The organism is Streptomyces nojiriensis (assembly GCF_017639205.1).
Classification (GTDB): domain Bacteria; phylum Actinomycetota; class Actinomycetes; order Streptomycetales; family Streptomycetaceae; genus Streptomyces; species Streptomyces nojiriensis.
This window is the reverse complement of the sequence record NZ_CP071139.1, coordinates 7,523,345-7,541,806: the sequence shown is the minus strand read 5'-3', so window position 1 is coordinate 7,541,806 and position 18,462 is coordinate 7,523,345. Positions and strand designations below refer to the sequence as shown.

Genomic DNA, 18,462 nt, shown 5'->3' with positions numbered 1-18,462 from the left:
CGCTTGCGTGGAGTGAAGGGAGGGCATGCCGTGATCGTTGCCCCGCACCCCGCCGTCGCCACGGTCTGTTCACTCGGGGCGTGGTCCTTTCACCCTGGGCGCAAGACGGTCAGGCCCGACGGCACGGCGGCGGCACGGGAGGGCCCGGGCGCGGGACACTGGCCGTGTGGAGTCAGACCCGAGCCGTTCCGCGCGGCCGCGGCGTGCAATGGGCGCCGTCAGCGGGATCGTCGCGGCCGTGGCCGGACTGGCGGCCGCGCAGCTGGCCGCGGCGGCCGGCCGGCCCGAGGCCTCGCCGGTCACGGCCGTCGGCGGGGCCGTGGTCGACCTGACGCCGGTGGCCGTCCGGGAATGGGCCATCCGGCTGTTCGGCACCTCCGACAAGCTGGTGCTGGGCCTCGGCATCCTCGTCGCGCTGGCCGCGGTCGCCGTCGGCACCGGGCTGCTCGCCGTACGCCACCTCCCGGCCGCGATCGCCGTCACGGGCGGATGCGGGCTGGTGGGGGCGCTGGCCGCGCTGAGCCGGCCGGATGCCTCCTGGCAGGACGCGCTGCCCTCGCTGGTGGGCGCACTGGTCTCGGCCGGGGTGCTGTACTTGCTGGTCAGGGCCGGGTGGCGGACCCGCCCGGCCGGAGCCTCGCCGGGCGGGGCCGGATCGATGGACCGGCGCCGCTTCGGCCGGCTGGTGGTCGCCGTCCTCGCGGCGTCGGCGGGGGTCGGGCTCGGGGCACGGCGGCTGGGTGCGCACGGCAGCGCCGAGGCCACCGCCTCCCGGGCCCGCTTCTTCCTCCCCCGGCCCACCGTGCCCGCGCCGCCGGTGCCCGCCGGGGCGGATCTGCGGGTGCCCGGGCTCGGCCCGTTCCTCACCCCGGACCAGGACTTCTACCGGGTGGACACCGCGCTGGTCGTCCCGCGCGTGGACGCGGACACCTGGCGGCTGCGCATCCACGGGGAGGGGGTGGCCCGGCCCCTGACCCTGGATCTGCACGGACTCCTCGCCCGCCCGGTGGTCGAGCACGACATCACCCTCACCTGTGTGTCCAACGAGGTCGGCGGCCCGTACGCGGGCAACGCCCGCTGGCTCGGCGTACGCCTCGGGGACCTGCTCCGCGAGGCGGGGGTGCGGCCGCCGTCCGAGGGCGGGCCCGCCGACCAGCTGGTGGCGCGTTCGGTGGACGGCATGACCATCGGCACACCGGTCGAGGCCGTGATGGACGGCCGGGCGGCGCTGCTGGCCGTCGGCATGAACGGCGTTCCGCTGCCCTTCGCCCACGGGTTCCCGGTCCGGATGGTCGTACCGGGGCTGTACGGGTACGTCTCCGCCTGCAAATGGCTCACCGAGCTGCGGCTGACCACCTTCGCCGCCTACGACGCCTACTGGGTGCGCAGGTCCTGGGCCCAGCAGGCCACGGTCAAGACGCAGTCGCGGATCGACACGCCGCGCCCGTACGCCGACCTGGCGCCGGGCCGGGTGCCCGTCGCCGGGGTGGCGTGGGCCCAGCACCGCGGGATCGACCGGGTCCAGGTACGGGTGGACGGCGGCCCCTGGCAGGAGGCGCGGCTGGGGGCGGCGGACGGCGTCGACACCTGGCGGCAGTGGGTCTGGCCGTGGGACGCCACCCCCGGGCGGCACACCCTGGAGGTCCGTGCCACGGACGGCACGGGCGCGGTGCAGACGGGGGTCCGCACCGGGACCGTGCCGGACGGGGCGACGGGGTGGCACGCGGTGGACGTACGCGTCCGGGCGCTAGGCGGTGGCGGTGGCCTGCCGGCCGGGGCGGACCGGCAGTGAGCGGACGTTGTTGCTGATGAAGCTGTTCTGGTACGGGAGTTCGGCGTCCGGGACCGCGAGGTCGAGGTCCGGGAAGCGGGTGAAGAGCCGCTCCAGGGCGATCGTGGCCTCCAGCCGGGCGAGCGGGGCCCCGGTGCAGTAGTGGGCGCCGTGGCCGAAGGCGAGGCTGCGGGCGGCCGTGGGGCGGGTGATGTCGAAGCGGTCGGCGTCCGGCCCGTGGAAGGACGTATCGCGGCCCGCCGCGCTGTATCCGGCGAGCACCGGGGTGCCCTGCGGGATCACGGTCCCGTCGACGGTCAGGTCGCGGGTGGGGTAGCGGAACGGGAACCAGCTGACCGGGGTGTCCCAGCGCAGGGTCTCGTCGACCACGTCCGACCAGGTGGCCTTGGCGTCCAGGACCAGCGCGAGCTGGTCGCGGTGGGCGCACAGGGCACGGACCGCGTTGACGATCAGGTTGAGGGTGGTCTCGTGGCCCGCGACGAGCATCAGCCGCATGGTGCCGATGAGTTCCACCTCGGTGAGCCGGTCCCCGTCGTCCTCGCGGGCGGCTATCAGCGCACTGGTGAGGTCCTCGCCGGGGTTCGCGGCGCGGGCGGCCGCGATCGTTCCGGTCAGGGCCATGAGTTCCTGCAGGGCGGCCATCTTCTCGGCCGGGGTGATGTCGGTGGCGATGATCACCTGGTTGGTCAGGTGGTGCAGCCGGCCCCGGTGCTCGGGGTCCACGCCGAGCAGCTCGCAGATGACGTTCATCGGGAGCGGGAGGGCGAAGTGCTCGTACAGGTCGGCGGTCCCGTCCGGGGAGCCGGCCGCGGCCCGCCCGAGGTCGTCGAGGAGTTCGGCGGTCAGCTCCTCGACGCGCGGCCGCAGCCGTTCCACCTGGCGGATGGTGAAGGCCTTGCCGACGAGCCCGCGCAGGCGGCGGTGGTCGGCGTCGTCCGCGGTGTGCATGCCCTGGGCGTTGGCGAAGACCCGCAGCGGCCAGTCGGCGGGGATGGTGCCGTCGTGCAGGGCGGGGAAGTGCCGGGCGCCCTTGGCCACGTCGGGGTGGGCGAGGAACTCCTTCAGCGCGTCGTGCCCCAGGACGACCGCCCCGGGGACCCCACCGGGGAGCACGACCTCCGCCACCGCGCCGTGTTCGGCGCGCAGCCGGGCGTTGAGGGCGTGCGGGCAGCCGCCGGCGGGGTCGATCACGTACGGGGTACCCGGAGCCTGCGGGACGGGCGAGATGGGGGACGACAAGCCGGTTCTCCTGACCTGAGGGACGAAACTCGGTCAACAGTGCGGCCTCGGGGGTGGGTTGGACAAGCCCGTTCCCGTCCCGTCTCAGAACCAGCCGACGGTCAGGGTGAAGGTGGTGCCCGCGGTGGCTCCGGTGGCGTCGCTCGCGGTGGCGGTGACCCGGAAGGCGCCGCTGCCCCAGGGCTTGCCGGTGATCCGCCCGGAGGCGCTGTCGAGCGCCAGGCCCCACGGCAGGCCGGTGGCGGCGTACCGGACGGGGGGCTTCGCCCCGGTGGTGGTGAGCCGGACGGTGCAGGGCTGGTTGAACGTGCACGTCTGCGGGCCGGGGTCGGTGAGCTTCAGCCCGCCGGGGGCGGGTGTCGGTGTGGGTGTGGGTGTGGGTGTGGGTGTCGGGATCGGCGTGGGGTTGGTGCCGCAGCCCGGGGTGGCCTCCGGTGGCAGCGGGACCCGCCAGATCTGCGTGTCGTTCTCCGAACCGACGAGCAGGTTCGCGCAGTCGGCGTACGTCACCGTCTCCCCCTGCGACTGGGCCGGGAGGGCGACGTCCGCGAGCTTGACCCCGGCCGTGTCGTACACGGAGGCGGTATTGGCCCCCAGCGGCCCGCCACTGCGCAGGGTGTACGAGGCACCCGTCGGCGAGAAGGCGCCGTCGGTGGCGAACACGGGGCCGGGCCGGACCGCGGTGAGGGTGTTGACCTGACCGGTCACCGGCGGCAGTGGGGCCTGGTACAGCCGGCCGGCGGCTCCGATGAGCTTGCTGGCGACGTAGAGCCGGCCGGTCACGGGGTCGGCGAGCAGGGACTCGGCGTCGTGCTTTCCGTCGGCGTAGGCGAAGCGGTAGGTCACGGGCGTCACTGTGGCGTTCGTGAGCTGATCGGGCTCGGCGAACCGGTGCACGGTGATCTCCGCGCGCCCGCCGAGGTTGTCCCCGATGTCGCCGACCAGGATCGCCGGGCCGCCGCCCGCGTCCGTACCGAGCGCCAGGCCTTCCCAGTCGGTGTTGCCGACGCCGGAGACGGTGAAGGTGGCCAGCAGCCGGCCGGTGGCGCCGTTGCAGTCGACGGCGAAGACCTGGTTGGTGTTCCCGCTGTCGTTGACGGCGTAGAACACCCCTGGATGCCTGCGGCTCATAGCGAGGCTGCTGAGCTCCGCGAGGCCGCCGGGGAGGGTGCACTTCTTCTCCGGCGCCGCAGCCACGGCGGCTGCCGGTGGGGCGGCGGAGCCCGTGGAGGCGGTTGCGGTGACGGTGGCCGTGGCCGTCCAGGCGAGCGCGGGCAGGATCGCGGCGAGGGCCGCGGTCGTGAGGGCGGCCGCCCATGGGGGTGTCAGGAGTCGGGACATGCGCACAATGTGAGGGGACGTCGGTGGGCGTGCCAGACCCGGCACCCGCCCGTTCGAGCATCGTTCAATGCCGCGGGGGCATGTCAGGTCAGCGCACCGGCTCCCGTACGGGTGCTTTGTGCCCGGCCTGTGCGATGAACGCACGGGCCGCCCGGCTGAGCGGCCGCCGGGCGTGGGCGATGCCCACCGGGCGCAGCAGCGGCGGCGTGAACGAGCGGATCTCGGCCCGGCTCCCGAAGGCCCTCGGCACCACGTCCCGGTACCAGATGAGGGAGCCCCGTCCGTCCGTCACCCCCGTCACCCAGGCGAGGCGTTCGTCGACCTCCAGGGTGGGGAGCGGCCGTACTCCGAGGCAGCTGAACATGGCCTCCATCTCGGTGCGCCGGCCGGTCCCCGGAGTGGGCAGCACCATGGGCAGCCCGTCGAGCATGCGCAGGGGCATCGGATGGGGCAGCCGGGAGCCCGGCGGCGATATCAGCACCACCTCCCGTTCCTGGATGAAGTGGGTGGAGAGCTCCTTGTCGACGGGCAGGTCGACCAGGGCCAGCTCCGAGCGCCCCTGCGTGATCTCCTCGACCAGGGCCTCCCTGCTGCCGTGCTGCTGGAGCCGGACGTCGACGGCCGGGTGCCGCCCGGTGAAGGCCGCGATCAGGTCGGTGGCCAGGTCGAGGGCGAGGGTGGGGGTGGTGACCAGCGTCAGGACCGTCCGGGCGCCCCCGCCGTGCGGGGTCCCGATGTCGTCGATGGCCTCCACCGCGTTGAGCACGGTCCGGGCCAGCCGGACGACCCGGGCCCCCTCCGGTGTGAGGTCCACCCCCCTTCCCCGCCGGGCCAGGAGCTCGACGCCGAGATCGCGCTCCATGGCCTGCACGGCCCGGGACAGCGCGGACTGGGCGACGAAGACCGAGGCTGCGGCCCCGGTGATGGACCGGCAGTCGGCGACGGCGACGAGGTAGCGGAGCTGCGCGAGGGTGGGGGTCATGACCGGACGGTAACCGCGTGGGGCTGTACCTGTAAGGGCTCGACGGATGAACATCCGGCCGAGTCCCGGGTGCCGGACATGCCCGGTCGGCGCGTGCGCATGCCGGTGCGGCATGTCCCCGAGGGCGGTGGCGCGCCGGCCCGCGCGGCGGGGTCGGCCCGGCCCGGCGGGAAACGCCGCAGGCCACCGGCCCGGCCGGGGGGTGTCGTGGGCCCGCCGGGGCGGAATCGGGGGTGGCACGTGTATGCCGCCGGAACGAAGCACCGTATTCCGCATGGCTGTTGACAGTGCACGGCGGCCACCGCACGATGCAACGCGGCATGCGGGTGTTTGACCACGGTTCAAGCCCGCCGTACCCGCGGTGGGTGTCCCGGCCGGTGCGCGCGACCACCGCACTCCCCCGTCTTCCGGCCCGCCCCGCACCGCCGTTGCACGGCTCGTCGGCTCGTCGGCTCGTCGGCTCGCCCGCTCGCCCGCTCGCCCGTTCTTTCGTCCTGCACTCCGCCATGTCCCACAGCATTGGAAGAGGAGCGCCCGTGACCCCCCACCCGCAGCCCGCCGTCACCCGTGACCTCGTCGTCGCGGTCAGCCCCTTCGAGGAACCCCACCCGGCCGTCGTGACCGCCGCCGAACGCGCCGGGGCCCTCGGCCTGCTCGACCTCGGCCGGGACGCCGACGCCGCGCGGCGCGGATTCGCGGAGCTGGGCCGCCGGCTCGGCGGCGGCGCCCGGTACGGGGTGCGGGTGCCGGCCGGCTGCCCGCTCGGCCCCGGGGAGCTGCCCGCCGCGGTGGACACGGTCCTGCTCGCCGACCCCGCCGCGTACACCCCCGAGCGGGTCGCCGCATGGGCCGCGGCGGCCGGGCGGCCCCGGGTGTGGGCCGAGGTCACCGGCGCGGCCGAGGCCAGGACGGCCGTGGCCGCCGGGGCGGAGGCACTGGTGGCCAAGGGCCATGAGGGGGCCGGCCGGGTGGGCCCGGCCACCACCTTCGTCCTCCTCCAGCAGCTCCTCGGCGACCCCGCGGTCCGGGTGCCCGTACGGGCCTGCGGCGGGATCGGACCGCACACGGCGGCCGCGGCCGTCGCGGGCGGGGCCGCCGGGGTACTGCTCGACGTACAACTGGCCCTGACCAGGGAGGGCGAGGCCGGGCTCCCGGAGGAAGTCACCGCCGCGCTGCGGGCGATGGACGGCTCCGAGACCCGGACGGCCGACGGGCACCGGGTGTTCGCACGGCCCGGCCTGACCCCGCCCGAGGGGCCCGTACCCGCCCTGCTCGGCGCCCGCGACCTGCGGACCCAGCTGCTGCCCGTCGGGCAGGACGGGGCCTCGGCGGCCCGGCTGGCCGCCCGGTACCGGACCACGGGCGGCGTCGTGCAGGCCGTACGGGCGGCAGTCGCCGGGCACCTGGAAGCGGCGGTGCGGGCCCGGCCGCTCGGGCGGCCGCACCCCGTGGCGCAGGGCCCGATGACACGGGTGAGCGACCAGGCCGCCTTCGCCGCGGCGGTGGCCGCCGCGGGCGGGGTCCCGTACCTCGCGCTCGCGGTCATGGAGGGCCCCGCCGTACGCCGGCTGCTGGCGGAGACGGCCGAGCGGCTCGGGGACCTCCCCTGGGGCGTGGGCCTGCTCGGCTTCGCCCCGCCCGAGCTGCGCCGGGAACAACTGGCCGCCGTGACCGAGGCGGCCCCGCCCTACGCGATCATCGCGGGCGGCACCCCGGCGCAGGCGGCCCCGCTGGAGGCGGCCGGCATCCGGACCCACCTGCACGTGCCCTCGCCCGGCCTGCTGGAGCGCTACCTCGCCGAGGGGGCCCGGCGGTTCGTGTTCGAGGGGCTGGAGTGCGGCGGCCACGTCGGGCCGCGCGCCTCCTTCCCGCTCTGGGAGGAGCAGATCGAACGCCTGCTCGCCTGCCCCGAACCCGAAGCCCTGGACGTGCTGTTCGCGGGCGGCATCCACGACGAGCGGTCCGCCGCGATGGCGGTGGCCGCCGCCGCTCCCCTGGCCGCCCGGGGAGCCCGGATCGGCGTACTCATGGGCACCGCCTACCTGTTCACCGAGGAGGCCGTGGCTGCGGGTGCGATCCGGCCGGGCTTCCAGCGGACGGCGGTGGAGTGCGCGGACACCGTCCTGCTGCACACCGCGCCGGGCCACGCCACCCGGTGCGCGGACACCCCGTACGCCGCGGCCTTCGAGGCGACCCGCCGCCGGCTCACGGAGAGCGGAATCGAGCCGCGCGCGATGTGGGAGGAGCTGGAGCGGCTGAACCTGGGGCGGCTGCGGATCGCCGGCAAGGGCCTGCGCAGAAGCCCCGACGGGACCGGCCTCGAACCGGTCACCGAGGAGCAGCAGCGGACGGACGGGCTGTTCATGCTGGGCCAGGCCGCCACCCTGCGCACGGCGACCACCACGATCGCGGCGCTGCACGCGCAGGTCACCGAGGGGGCCACGGCCCTGCTGGAGCGGCGGGCCCGTGAACTCGCCGCCTTCGGGCCGTCGGCGCAGGGGGCACGGCGGACGGCCGACCCGCTCGACATCGCGATCGTCGGGATGGCCTGCGCCTACCCGGGCGCCCCGGACCTGGCCGCCTACTGGGCGATGGTCCTCGCCGGAACCGACGCCGTCACCGAGGTGCCGGCCGAACGCTGGGACCCGGCGCTCTACTACGACGCCGACCAGGCCCGGGCCGGTGAGCGCACCCCCTCCCGCTGGGGCGGCTTCCTCGGCCCGGTGCCCTTCGACGCCCTCGCGCACGGCATCCCGCCCGCCTCGCTCGCCGGGATCGAGCCCGTGCAGCTGCTGGCCCTGGAGATCTCGGCGCGGGCCCTCGGGGACGCGGGCTACGGCAAGGAGCGCGCCTTCGACCGGTCCCGCACCTCGGTGGTCTTCGGCGCGGAGGCCGGTACCGAACTCGCGGGCGCGTACGGGCTGCGCGCGCTGCACCCCGCCTACCTGGGCGATCTCCCGGCCGAGCTGGACGAGCAGCTGCCGCGCCTCACCGAGGACTCCTTCCCCGGGATCCTCGCGAACGTCATCGCCGGGCGGGTCGCCAACCGTCTCGACCTGGGCGGCGCGAACTGCACGGTCGACGCCGCCTGCGCCTCCTCGCTCGCCGCGCTCGACCTCGCCTGCCGCCAACTGCGCGACCACGACAGCGACATGGTCCTGTGCGGCGGCGCCGATGTACACAACGGCATCAACGACTACCTGATGTTCGCCTCCGTCCGCGCCCTGTCGCCCGGCGGGCGCTGCCGGCCCTTCGATGCCGCCGCCGACGGGATCGCGCTCGGCGAGGGCGTGGGCGCGCTCGTCCTGAAGCGGCTCGCGGACGCGGAACGCGACGGCGACCGCGTGTACGCGGTGATCAAGGCGGTGGGCGCCGCCAGCGACGGCCGGTCGCTCGGCCTGACCGCACCCCGGCCGGAAGGGCAGCGGCGGGCACTGGAGCGGGCCTACGCGCGGGCCGGCATCACGCCCGGCGAGGTGGGCCTGATCGAGGCGCACGGCACGGGAACCGTCGTCGGGGACAGCACCGAACTCTCCGTGCTGAGCGAGCTGTTCACCGCGTCCGGGGCCGAGCCCGGAGCCTGCTCACTGGGCTCCGTGAAATCGCAGCTGGGGCACACCAAGTGCGCGGCGGGGCTGGCCGGGCTGATCAAGGCGGCCCGGGCGGTCCACACGGGCGTGCGGCCCCCGACCCTGCACATCGACACGCCCAACCCGGCCTGGCGGGCGGGGACCAGCCCGTTCTCCTTCGACAGCGAGGCCCGGCCCTGGCCGGTGCCCGCGGAGCGGCGGATCGCCGGGGTCAGCGCCTTCGGCTTCGGCGGCACCAACTACCACGCCGTCCTCACCGGTTACGCCGGATCGGCGGAGCCCCGGCACGGACGGGAGGAGTGGCCGGCGGAGCTGTTCTGCTTCCGCGGCGAGGACCGGCGGGCGGTGGACCGGGCGATGGCCCGGCTCGCGGCACGACTGGAGGAGAACGACGCGGCCGGGCGCCCCTGGGCCCTGCGGGACCTGGCGGCCGAGACCGCCGCGGCCCCCGGCCGGACCGGGGTCGCGGTGGTGGCGGCCGACCTCGACGAACTGGCGGCCCGCCTCGCGCAGGCGCGCACCTTGACCCCGGGCGCGGGGGTCCACGTACGGGAGGAGGGGGCGGAGCCCGGCAAGGTGGCGTTCCTGTTCCCCGGTCAGGGCAGCCAACGCCCGCGCATGCTCGCCGACCTCTTCACCGCCTTCCCCGCCCTGCGCGCCCTGCTGGACTCGGCCCCGGCCCCGGTGGTGTCGACGATGTTCCCGCCGGCGGCGTTCACCGCCGAGGGGCGGGCCGCGCAGCGGGCGGCCGTGACCGACACCCGCGTGGCCCAGCCGGCCCTCGGCCTCGCGGGGGCGGCGGCGCACCTGCTGCTCGGCGAGCTCGGCGTACGGCCGGACTGCGTCGCCGGGCACTCGTACGGGGAGCTCACCGCACTGTGGGCGGCCGGGGCCTACGACACGGAGAGCCTGCTGCGGCTGAGCGCGCGCCGCGCCGCGGCGATCGTGGCGGCCGCCGGCGCGGATCCGGGGTCGATGGCGGCGGTGTCGGCCGCGCCGCAGGAGGTACGGGAGATCGCGGCCCGCGCCGGGTGCGTGGTGGCGAACCACAACGCGCCCCGGCAGTGCGTGATCTCGGGCCCGACGGCGGCCGTGTCCACGGCGGTGACGGCCCTGCACGAGGCAGGCCTCTCGGCCGACCCCCTCCCCGTGGCCTGCGCCTTCCACAGCCCGGTGGTGGCCGAGGCGGCCGGAAGCCTCGCAGCGGAACTGGCGACGACACCGATATGGACTCCCCACACCCAGATCTGGTCGAACACGACGGCGGACCGGTATCCGACAACGCCCGAAGACGTACGAAGCCTTGCCGCACGCCAGGTCGCGGAGCCGGTCCGGTTCGTCGAGCAGGTGGAGGCCATGTACGCGGCCGGTGTCCGGACGTTCGTGGAAGCGGGCCCCGGCCGGGTCCTCTCCGGTCTGGTCGGCCGGATCCTGCACGGCCGGCCGCACACGGTGGTCCCGCTGGACGTGCCCGGCGAGCACGGCCTGCTCAGGCTGGTCACGGCGGTGGCCGAACTCATGGCGGCAGGCGTTCCGGTGGCACCACAGGCCCTCTTCCGCGGCCGCGCCTCCCGCCTCCCGGAGCACGCCCCGCGGCGACCGGGCTGGCTGGTGGACGGCCACCTGGTCCGCACCGCGGACGGCGCCCCGGTCCCGGGCGGCCTCCGCCCGGCCCGCCGGGTGACGGTACCCGGGACGACGGATGGCCGGGAGGAGACGGTACTGGAGTATCTCCGGAGCACCCGCGAACTGGTGGAGGCCCAGCGGGACGTCCTCCTCGGCTACCTGGGCTCCGGGCCGGCGGATCCCCGGGGCGGGGCCGGTGGGGCCGGGAGTGGGCCGGGGCGATCCCCGCAGGGCGCCGAACGCACTGCCGCCGCGCTTTCCGACCCCTCGCCACGCTCGGCGCCCGAGGAGACGCCCCGGCGCGCGCCCGGCGCCGCCGGAACCGCCCACCCCACCGACCCCGCCGGCCCCGTCCCCGCACCGCCGGGCCCCCGCACCGCCGAGGAGGTCATGGACCTCGTCCTGGAGATCGTCCACACCCGCACCGGATACCCCCGCGACATGCTCGACCCCGAACTGGACCTGGAGGCGGACCTCTCCATCGACTCCATCAAGCGGGTGGAGATCATCGGCGCCCTCGCCGACCGGATCGGTCTGCCCCAGGACCCGGACGGCGACGGCTCCGCCGAGTCCGCGGTCGAGGAGCTGTCCCGGATCAAGACCCTGCGCGGCATCGTCGACTGGATCACCGCCCGCACACCCGCAGCAGCCGCACCGGCCACGCCCGGCGGCGCCTCCGAAACGCCCGGCGGCGCGCCCCTGCCACCCCCGTTGATCCGACTCCGCGTGGACCTCGTGCCCGCGCCGGCGGCCGACGGCGCCACCGAGACCCTGCGCGGCCTGCGCATCGGCCTCGTCGAGGACGGCCAGGGCTTCGCCCCCGCCCTGGCGGCAGCCCTGGAGGCGCTCGGCGCCGAGCCGACGGCCCTGCCCTCGGCCGGGCCCGGCTTCGACGGCCTCGTCGACCTCTCCGCGCTGCGGACCACCGCCGGGCCGGTCCTGCCCGACGCCTTCCCAGGGCTGCGGGAGGCTCTGACCACCGGAACCCCACGGCTGCTGCTCGTCACCGGCCCCGGCACCCCCGGCGCCGGTCTGCACGGCTTCGCCCGCAGCGCCGCCCTCGAATTCCCCGGCACGCTGGTCCGCGCCGTGGACATCCACCCCAAGGAGGACCCGGAACGCATCGCGGCGCAGCTGGTGGCGGAACTGAGCACCGCCACCGAGGGCGGTGCCACCGACGGCGCCCCCTCAGCCTCCGTGGGCTACACCGCCGAGGGAACCCGTGTCACCCGCCGCCCCGTACCGGCCCCACTGCGCGCGTCCGACGGTCCACCGCCCCTGGACCGCGGCTCGGTGGTCCTCCTCACGGGCGGGGCCCGCGGGATCACCGCCCGCACCGCGCTCGCGCTGGCCCGCGCCACCGGATGCCATGTGGAACTGGTCGGCCGCACCCCCGAACCCGCCACCGCCGACGACGGCTTCGCCCAGGCCCAGGACCGGGTCGCGCTGCGTGCGGCCCTGATCGCCGCAGGGCTGCGTACGCCCGCGGAGATCGAGGCGGCGGCTTCGCGGATCCTCGCCGAACGCGAGGTACGGGCCACCCTCGCCGCCCTCGCCACGGCGGCCGCCTCCGTCCGCTACCACTGCGCGGACGTCACCGACGAGCAGGCCGTACGGGCCGTCGTGGCAGACGTACGGGAACGCCACGGCCGCCTCGACGGCATCGTGCACGGCGCCGGCGTGCTGCGGGACGGGCTGCTGCGCGACAAGCGGCCGGACGATTTCGCCGCGGTGTTCACCACGAAGGTGGCCGGTGCCCGCCACCTGGCCGCCGCCGCGGCCGAGCACGGGGATGGGCCCGCGCCCCGGTTCCTCGCCCTGTTCGGCAGCGTCGCCGGGGTGTACGGCAACCGCGGCCAGTGCGACTACGCCGCGGCCAACGACGCCCTCGACGGCCTCGCGCACACCTGGGCGGAGTCCTTCCCGGGCCGGGTGCTGTCCGTCGACTGGGGGCCGTGGGCGGCGGAGGCGGGCGGGATGGTCACCCCCGAGCTGGAGCGTGCGTACGCCCGGCGGGGGATCCCGCTCATCGCGCCGGAGGCGGGGACCGCCGCGTTCCTCGGCGAACTGGCGTACGGGAGCGACGTACAGGTGGTCCTGATGGCGGAGGAGGGCCGGGGCGATGCGTGACGCGGAGCGGCGCGGCCCGCGCCCGACCGATGCCGCGATCGTGGGGATGGGCGCGGTCTTCCCCGGCGCCGCCGACCTGGCCGCGTACCGGCGCAATCTGCTCGCCGGTACCGACTGCGTCGGCGAGGTCCCGCCGGAGCGCTGGGACCCCGAGGTGTACTACGACCCGCGGGGCGCCACCGGGCCGGGGGCGGGCGACCGGTTCTACTGCCGTCGCGGCGGCTTCGTCGACGGTCTGGCCACCTTCGACCCGACCCGGTTCGGGATCATGCCGGCCGCCGTGGAGGGGGCCGAGCCGGACCAGCTGCTGGCCCTGCACGCGACGGCCGAGGCGATCGCCGACGCGGGCGGCGAGGCCCGGCTGCCCGCCGACCGGTCGCGGATCGGGGTGGTGCTGGGGCGCGGCGGGTTCATGGGGGTGGCCACCGCGCGGCTCGACCAACGGGTGCGTACCGCACACCAGTTGGCGCAGACCCTGCGGGAGCTGGCGCCGGAGCTGGGTGAGCGGCGGATCGCGGCGGTGCGCTCCGCGTTCCAGGACGCGCTGGGGCCGGAGCGGCCGGACGCGTCGATCGGGCTGGTGCCGAGCTTCACCGCCGCCCGGACCGCGAACCGGCTGGATTTCCGCGGGCCCGCCTACACCCTGGACGCGGCCTGCGCCTCCTCCCTGCTGGCGGTGGACCAGGCGGTGGGGCTGCTGGCCGCCGGGCGCTGCGACGCGGTGGTCGCCGGGGCGGTCCACCACTGTCACATCGCGACGCTGTGGAGCGTGTTCACGCAGCTGCGGGCGCTCAGCCCGAGCGAGCGGATCCGGCCCTTCGACCGCCGGGCCGACGGAACCCTGCTGTCCGAGGGCACCGGGGTGGTGCTGCTGAAGCGGCTGGTGGACGCGGAGCGCGACGGCGACCGCGTGTACGCGGTGATCCGCGGCACGGGTGTGGCCGGGGACGGCCGTGCGGCGAGCCTGATGAGCCCGCTGGTCGCGGGCCAGGTACAGGCTCTGGAACGGGCCTGGCGGGAGGCCGGGCTGGATCCGCGGGCGCCGGGGGCGCTGGGCCTGCTGGAGGCGCACGGCACGGGCACCCCGGTCGGGGACGCGGCCGAACTGGACACCCTGGCGCAGGTGTTCGGCCCACCCGGGCCGGGTGACGGACCGGGGATCGGCTTCGGCTCGGTGAAGTCGATGCTCGGGCACACCATGCAGGCCTCGGGCATGGCCGGGCTGATCAAGGCCGCGCTCGCCGTGTACGAGGGGGTGCTGCCGCCGACGCTGCACCTCGAGGAGCCGCACCCGGACCTGGCCCGGACCCGGATGCGGCCGGTGGGCGCGGCCGAGCCGTGGGAGCGCGGGCCGCAGCCGCGCCGGGCCGGGGTCGACGCGTTCGGCTTCGGCGGGATCAACGCCCATGTGGTGCTGGAGGAGGCTCCGACGGCCTCGCGCCCGGCTCCGGTGCGCCGGTTCCTGCCGCTGGGAAGCCCGGCCGTGCCGGTGGGGCCGGCCGCGGGAGGCGGCGTACTCCTCATCGGTGCGGACACCCCGGCGCAGCTGTCGGCCCGGCTGGCGTCCGCCGTCCCGGTGTCCGGCGGTGACGGACCCTGCCGGGTCGCGGTGGTCGGGCCCACGCCCCAGCGGCTCGCGCTGGCCGCCAAGGTGGTGGCGCGCGGCCGGCCGTGGCGGGGGCGCGGGGACGTGTGGTTCGCCCCGGAGCCGCTGGGCGGCCGGGTGGCGTTCCTGTTCCCGGGCCTGGAGCCGGAGTTCGCGCCCGTGGTGGACGACGTGGCGGAGCGGTTCGGGCTTGCGGCTCCCCGGCTGACCCGTGGCGGGTCCCTCGTGGAGCGGGCCCTCGACGCGATCGCCACGGGCCGCTTCTTCGCCCGCGTCCTGCCCGAACTGGGCGTCGAGGCCGATGTGCTGGCGGGTCACAGCCTGGGCGAGTGGGCGGCGATGGTGGCCGCCGGCATGTACCCGCAGGAGGCGGCCGACACCTTCCTCGGCTGCCTGCGACCGAGGGACCTCCGGGTCCCCGACCTCGTGTACGCGGCGCTGGGCTGCGGCGCGGAGCGGGCCCGGGCCGCGCTCCACGACCTGGACCGGGTGGTGGTCAGCCACGACAACTGCCCCCACCAGTCCGTGATCTGCGGGGATCCGGCACAAGTGGCCGCCGCCGTGGCGCGGTTGCGCGGGGACGGGGTGCTCGGTCAGGAGCTGCCGTTCCGTTCGGGTTTCCACACCCCGATGTGGGAGCCGTACCTCGGGCAGGTCCGCGCCGCCTTCGACCGGCTGCCGCTGCGGCCCGGGTCGCTCCCGGTGTGGTCGGCCACCACGTGCGCGCCGTTCCCGTCCGCGCCGGGGGACGTCCGCGACCTGGTCGTACGGCACCTGCTGGAGCCGGTCCGCTTCCGCGAGCTGATCCTGCGGCTGTACGAGGAGGAGGGCGTGCGCGGCTTCGTCACGCTGGGCCCGGGCAGCCTGCCGGGCTTCGTCGAGGACACCTTGCGCGAGCGCCCGCACCTCTCGGTCTCCACCTCCGCCCCGCGCCTGCCGGGCCTGTCGGCGCTCCGCCGCACGTGCGCCGCGCTCTGGGCCGAGGGGCACGCGCCGCGCTGGGGGCTCCTGGCCGAGGCGGCCCCGGCGGCCGGTTCGACGCCGCGCCCCGGCCCGGCCGCGCCGCAGCCGGCACCCGCCGGACCGGGACTCCGCGTGCCCCTGCGGCTGGGGTCCCCGCTGGTCCGCCTGAGCGAGACGGCCCGCACCTCCCTGAGCGGCCTTCTCGCTCCGGGCCCGGCCCCTGCCCGGCCCGCGGGACCTGCGGCACCCCTGTCCGCTCCGGCCGGAGCGGCCCGCCCGGTACTGCTGTCCGCCCTGGACGCGGTACTGGCCGACGCGGGCTCGGCCGCCCGGGCCGTGACCGAGGCCTGGTCGGCCGCAGGACCGCCGAAGGCGCCGCTGCCGCCGTCGGCACCGGCACCGACGCCGGCCCCGCCGCCCGCCCGGGACCTCGGCGGTTCGGGAAGGGCCGAGGGGAAGCAGCTCCTGCGGCTGTCCCTCGCCGCGCTCCCCTACGTACGGGACCACTGCGTGTACCTCCAGCCCGACGGCTGGCCGGAGGACTCCGACCGGTTCCCCGTCGTGCCCATGACCACCATGCTGGAGCTGGCGGCCGGGGCCGCCCGGCGGCACGCCCCGCCCGGCCTCGCCGTCGTCGGGTACGAGGACGTACGGGCCCTGCGGTGGCTGGCGGTCGAGCCGGCCGTCGACGTCGAGGTCACCGTCCGCGGCGACGGGCCGGGCCGGATGCGGGTCGGCCTCGGGGAGTACGCCTCGGTGGTCGTGCTGCTCGGCGAGCGGTACGGGCAGCCGCCCGCGCCCGACGGCACGCCGCTGCGCGACGCCGCCCCCGCCCCGGTCAGCGCCGAGGCCCTGTACCGGGACCGGTGGATGTTCCACGGCCCGCGCTTCGCCGGGGTGCACGAGGTGCGGTCCGTCGGCTCGGACGGCATCCGGGGCGTCCTGCGGGCCCTGCCCGACCCGGGGGCGCTGCTCGACGCCGCCGGGCAGCTCTTCGGGCACTGGATGCAGCTGCGCCTGCCGGTCGACCGGCTGGTGTTCCCGGCCACCGTCGACCGCATCCGGTTCTACGGGCCCCCGCCCGCTCCGCGGGAGCTGGTGACCGCCACGGCCCGGATCCGCGCGGTGCAGGACGTCACCGTGCGCGGTGACGTCGAGCTGCGCGGGGCGGGCGGCGGGGTGTGGGCCCGGATCGAGGGGTGGACGTACCGCCGGTTCGGCGCCGACGAGCGGGTCTGGCCGATGAAGTTCACCCCGGAGGTGTGCGGGATCGGCGAGCCCCGGCCCGAGGGCTGGTGCCTGGCCCGGCGCCGCTGGAACGATCCCGCCTCGCAGGAACTGGTGATGCGCCGCTACCTCGGCGCCGCCGAGCGGGCGGCCTACGAGCGGCTGGCGCCGCGCGCCAGGGCGCCCTGGCTGCTGGGCCGGATCGCGGCCAAGGACGCGCTGCGGCAGCTTCTGTGGGACGGCGGGGCCGGGCCGGTGTTCCCCGCGGAGGTGCCGATCGGCAGCGACCCGGCGGGCCGGCCGGTGGCCGGGGCGCCGCTGACCGGCGGCTTCCGGCTGTCGATCGCCCACAAGGACCGGCTCGCGGTCGCGCTGGCCCACCCGGCCCGGCCGGTCGGCATCGACGTGGAGCAGGTGACCGCGGACCCGGACGCGCTGATCCGGATCGCCCTCGGGCCGGGCGAACTGGGCCTCGCCGAGGGGCTGGCCGCCCGCGAGGGCACCGGCCTGCCCGCCGCGCTCACCGCCCTGTGGTGCGCCAAGGAGGCGGCGGCCAAGGCGGCCGGGACCGGGCTGGGCGGCCGGCCGCGGGACTGGCGGGTGGCCGGGGACCCGGATTCCGGCGCGCTGCTCGTGACCTCCCCCGAGGGGGACCCGTACCCGGTCCGCACCACACCGCTCACCACACCGCTCACCGACCCGCTCACCGACCCCGTGCCCGATCACGTCGTCGCCTGGACCGCCGACCTCGCGGCGCCCTCCCCCGTACCCGTCCCTCTTCCCCTCACGGAGGCCCGTCATGGCAACTGACATCCTCGCCGAGATCACCGGCATGCTCGTGGAGATCGTCGGCGACGAGTACCTGCTCGCGGAGGAGGTCACGATGAAGACGACCTTCAACGAGGACCTCGCCCTGGAGAGCATCGAGTTCGTCGCCCTCGCCGAGCTGCTCCACCACCGCTACGGCGCCGACGTGGACCTGATGGGCTTCCTGGCCGAGAAGGACATGGACGCCATCCTGGCCATGTCCGTCGGCGAACTCGTCACCCACATCGGCCGGATCACCCACACCTCCCTGGCCCGGGCCGCGGCGGGGTCCCCCGCCGCGTCGGCCGGCTGAGCCCGCCATGGCCTTCGTCCGCGCGGGCTCCCTGCGCTTCCACGTACAGCGGCTCCCGGCCACCGCCGGCGCCGCCGCCCCCGACCGGCCCGTCGTGGTGTTCCTGCACGGGCTGGTCGTCGACAACCTGTCCTCCTTCTACTGCCCCCTGGCCCTGCCCGTGGCCCGGGCCGGCCACGAGGCCGTCCTCTACGACCTGCGCGGCCACGGACGCACCGAGCGTCCGGGGTCCGGCTACGACAGCCGCACCGCCGTACGGGACCTCTTCGCCCTGCTCGCCGCACTGGACCTCGGGCGGCGCCCGGTCCACCTGGTCGGCAACAGCTACGGCGGGACCCTCGCCCTGCACGCCGCCCTGGCCCGGCCGGACCTGGTCACCGGGCTCACCCTCCTCGAACCGCCGCTCGGCGGCGCCTGGGTGGAGAACATGGTGGACACCCTGTCGGCCGCCGCGCTGAGCCTGGAGGACAGCACGGTCCCCACCGAGCTGGCCGCGCTGCGCCTGCGCAAGGCCGCCCATCTGACGGCCATCGCCGACGCCCTCCTCAACCGCACCACGCTCATCGACGACATCGCGGCGAGCCGCGTCTTCACCCCGGCGGACCACGCCCGGCTGCGCTGCCCGGTGCTGGTCGTCTGCGGCGAGCACTCCGAACTGCTCGCGGGCGGCCGGGAGCTGGCGCACCACGCCCTGCGGGGTGCGCTGCGGATCCTGCCGGGCCTGGGGCACGACGTCCTGAAGGAGAGCAGCGGGGTGCTGCGGGAGACCGTGCTCGCCCATCTCGACGCGACGGCCGGTGCGGCGACGGCGGCGGGGCCGCGGGTGGGAGCGCTGGTCCCGTGAGG

At 76.3% G+C, this 18,462-nt stretch carries 8 protein-coding genes; 5 read left to right on the top strand and 3 right to left on the bottom strand.

The features are described 5' to 3' along the window. Nucleotides 1-208: 208 nt before the first annotated feature. Entirely contained in the window at nucleotides 209-1,792 is a 1,584-nt protein-coding gene (locus JYK04_RS34790; protein ID WP_189742133.1) for a molybdopterin-dependent oxidoreductase, read from the top strand. On the opposite strand, the gene JYK04_RS34785 is transcribed toward JYK04_RS34790, so the two are convergent. The 3 genes from JYK04_RS34785 to JYK04_RS34775 form a co-directional block, all read right to left on the bottom strand. After that, nucleotides 1,748-3,031, bottom strand: coding sequence for a cytochrome P450 family protein (locus JYK04_RS34785; protein ID WP_229876098.1), 1,284 nt, complete (start codon nucleotides 3,029-3,031; stop codon nucleotides 1,748-1,750). The genes JYK04_RS34790 and JYK04_RS34785 overlap by 45 nt on opposite strands. An 84-nt stretch (nucleotides 3,032-3,115) precedes the next feature. Beyond that, on the bottom strand, nucleotides 3,116-4,372 hold the full coding sequence (locus tag JYK04_RS34780; protein WP_189741990.1) for a putative Ig domain-containing protein: 1,257 nt from the start codon (nucleotides 4,370-4,372) through the stop codon (nucleotides 3,116-3,118). An 88-nt stretch (nucleotides 4,373-4,460) separates the two neighbouring features. After that, on the bottom strand, nucleotides 4,461-5,354 hold the full coding sequence (locus JYK04_RS34775) for a LysR family transcriptional regulator (protein ID WP_189741994.1): 894 nt from the start codon (nucleotides 5,352-5,354) through the stop codon (nucleotides 4,461-4,463). A gap of 536 nt (nucleotides 5,355-5,890) precedes the next feature. On the opposite strand from JYK04_RS34775, the gene JYK04_RS34770 reads away from it, so the two are divergent. The 4 genes from JYK04_RS34770 to JYK04_RS34755 are packed head-to-tail and all read left to right on the top strand — an operon-like array spanning nucleotide 5,891 to nucleotide 18,460. Next, the gene (locus tag JYK04_RS34770; protein WP_229876106.1) at nucleotides 5,891-12,700 is read left to right on the top strand and encodes a type I polyketide synthase; all 6,810 of its coding nucleotides are present in this window, start codon (nucleotides 5,891-5,893) and stop codon (nucleotides 12,698-12,700) included. Continuing rightward, complete coding sequence (locus tag JYK04_RS34765) at nucleotides 12,693-17,306, top strand: type I polyketide synthase (protein ID WP_189742000.1); 4,614 nt, start codon at nucleotides 12,693-12,695, stop codon at nucleotides 17,304-17,306. Before JYK04_RS34770 ends, JYK04_RS34765 begins: the two co-directional genes overlap by 8 nt. Then, nucleotides 17,296-17,616, top strand: a complete 321-nt coding sequence (locus tag JYK04_RS34760) for an acyl carrier protein (RefSeq protein WP_189742002.1) — start codon at nucleotides 17,296-17,298, stop codon at nucleotides 17,614-17,616. The genes JYK04_RS34765 and JYK04_RS34760 overlap by 11 nt, the downstream gene beginning before the upstream one ends. 7 nt (nucleotides 17,617-17,623) lie before the next feature. Next, on the top strand, nucleotides 17,624-18,460 hold the full coding sequence (locus tag JYK04_RS34755) for an alpha/beta fold hydrolase (RefSeq protein ID WP_189742004.1): 837 nt from the start codon (nucleotides 17,624-17,626) through the stop codon (nucleotides 18,458-18,460). The last annotated feature ends 2 nt before the right edge of the window (nucleotides 18,461-18,462 follow it).

Bases quoted from the DNA above. Each gene is read 5' to 3' on its own strand.
- JYK04_RS34755 (WP_189742004.1), top strand. From the start codon at position 17,624: ATGGCCTTCGTCCGCGCGGGCTCCCTGCGCTTCCACGTACAGCGGCTC.
- JYK04_RS34780 (WP_189741990.1), bottom strand. From the start codon at position 4,372: ATGTCCCGACTCCTGACACCCCCATGGGCGGCCGCCCTCACGACCGCG.
- JYK04_RS34765 (WP_189742000.1), top strand. From the start codon at position 12,693: ATGCGTGACGCGGAGCGGCGCGGCCCGCGCCCGACCGATGCCGCGATC.
- JYK04_RS34760 (WP_189742002.1), top strand. From the start codon at position 17,296: ATGGCAACTGACATCCTCGCCGAGATCACCGGCATGCTCGTGGAGATC.
- JYK04_RS34790 (WP_189742133.1), top strand. From the start codon at position 209: ATGGGCGCCGTCAGCGGGATCGTCGCGGCCGTGGCCGGACTGGCGGCC.
- JYK04_RS34775 (WP_189741994.1), bottom strand. From the start codon at position 5,354: ATGACCCCCACCCTCGCGCAGCTCCGCTACCTCGTCGCCGTCGCCGAC.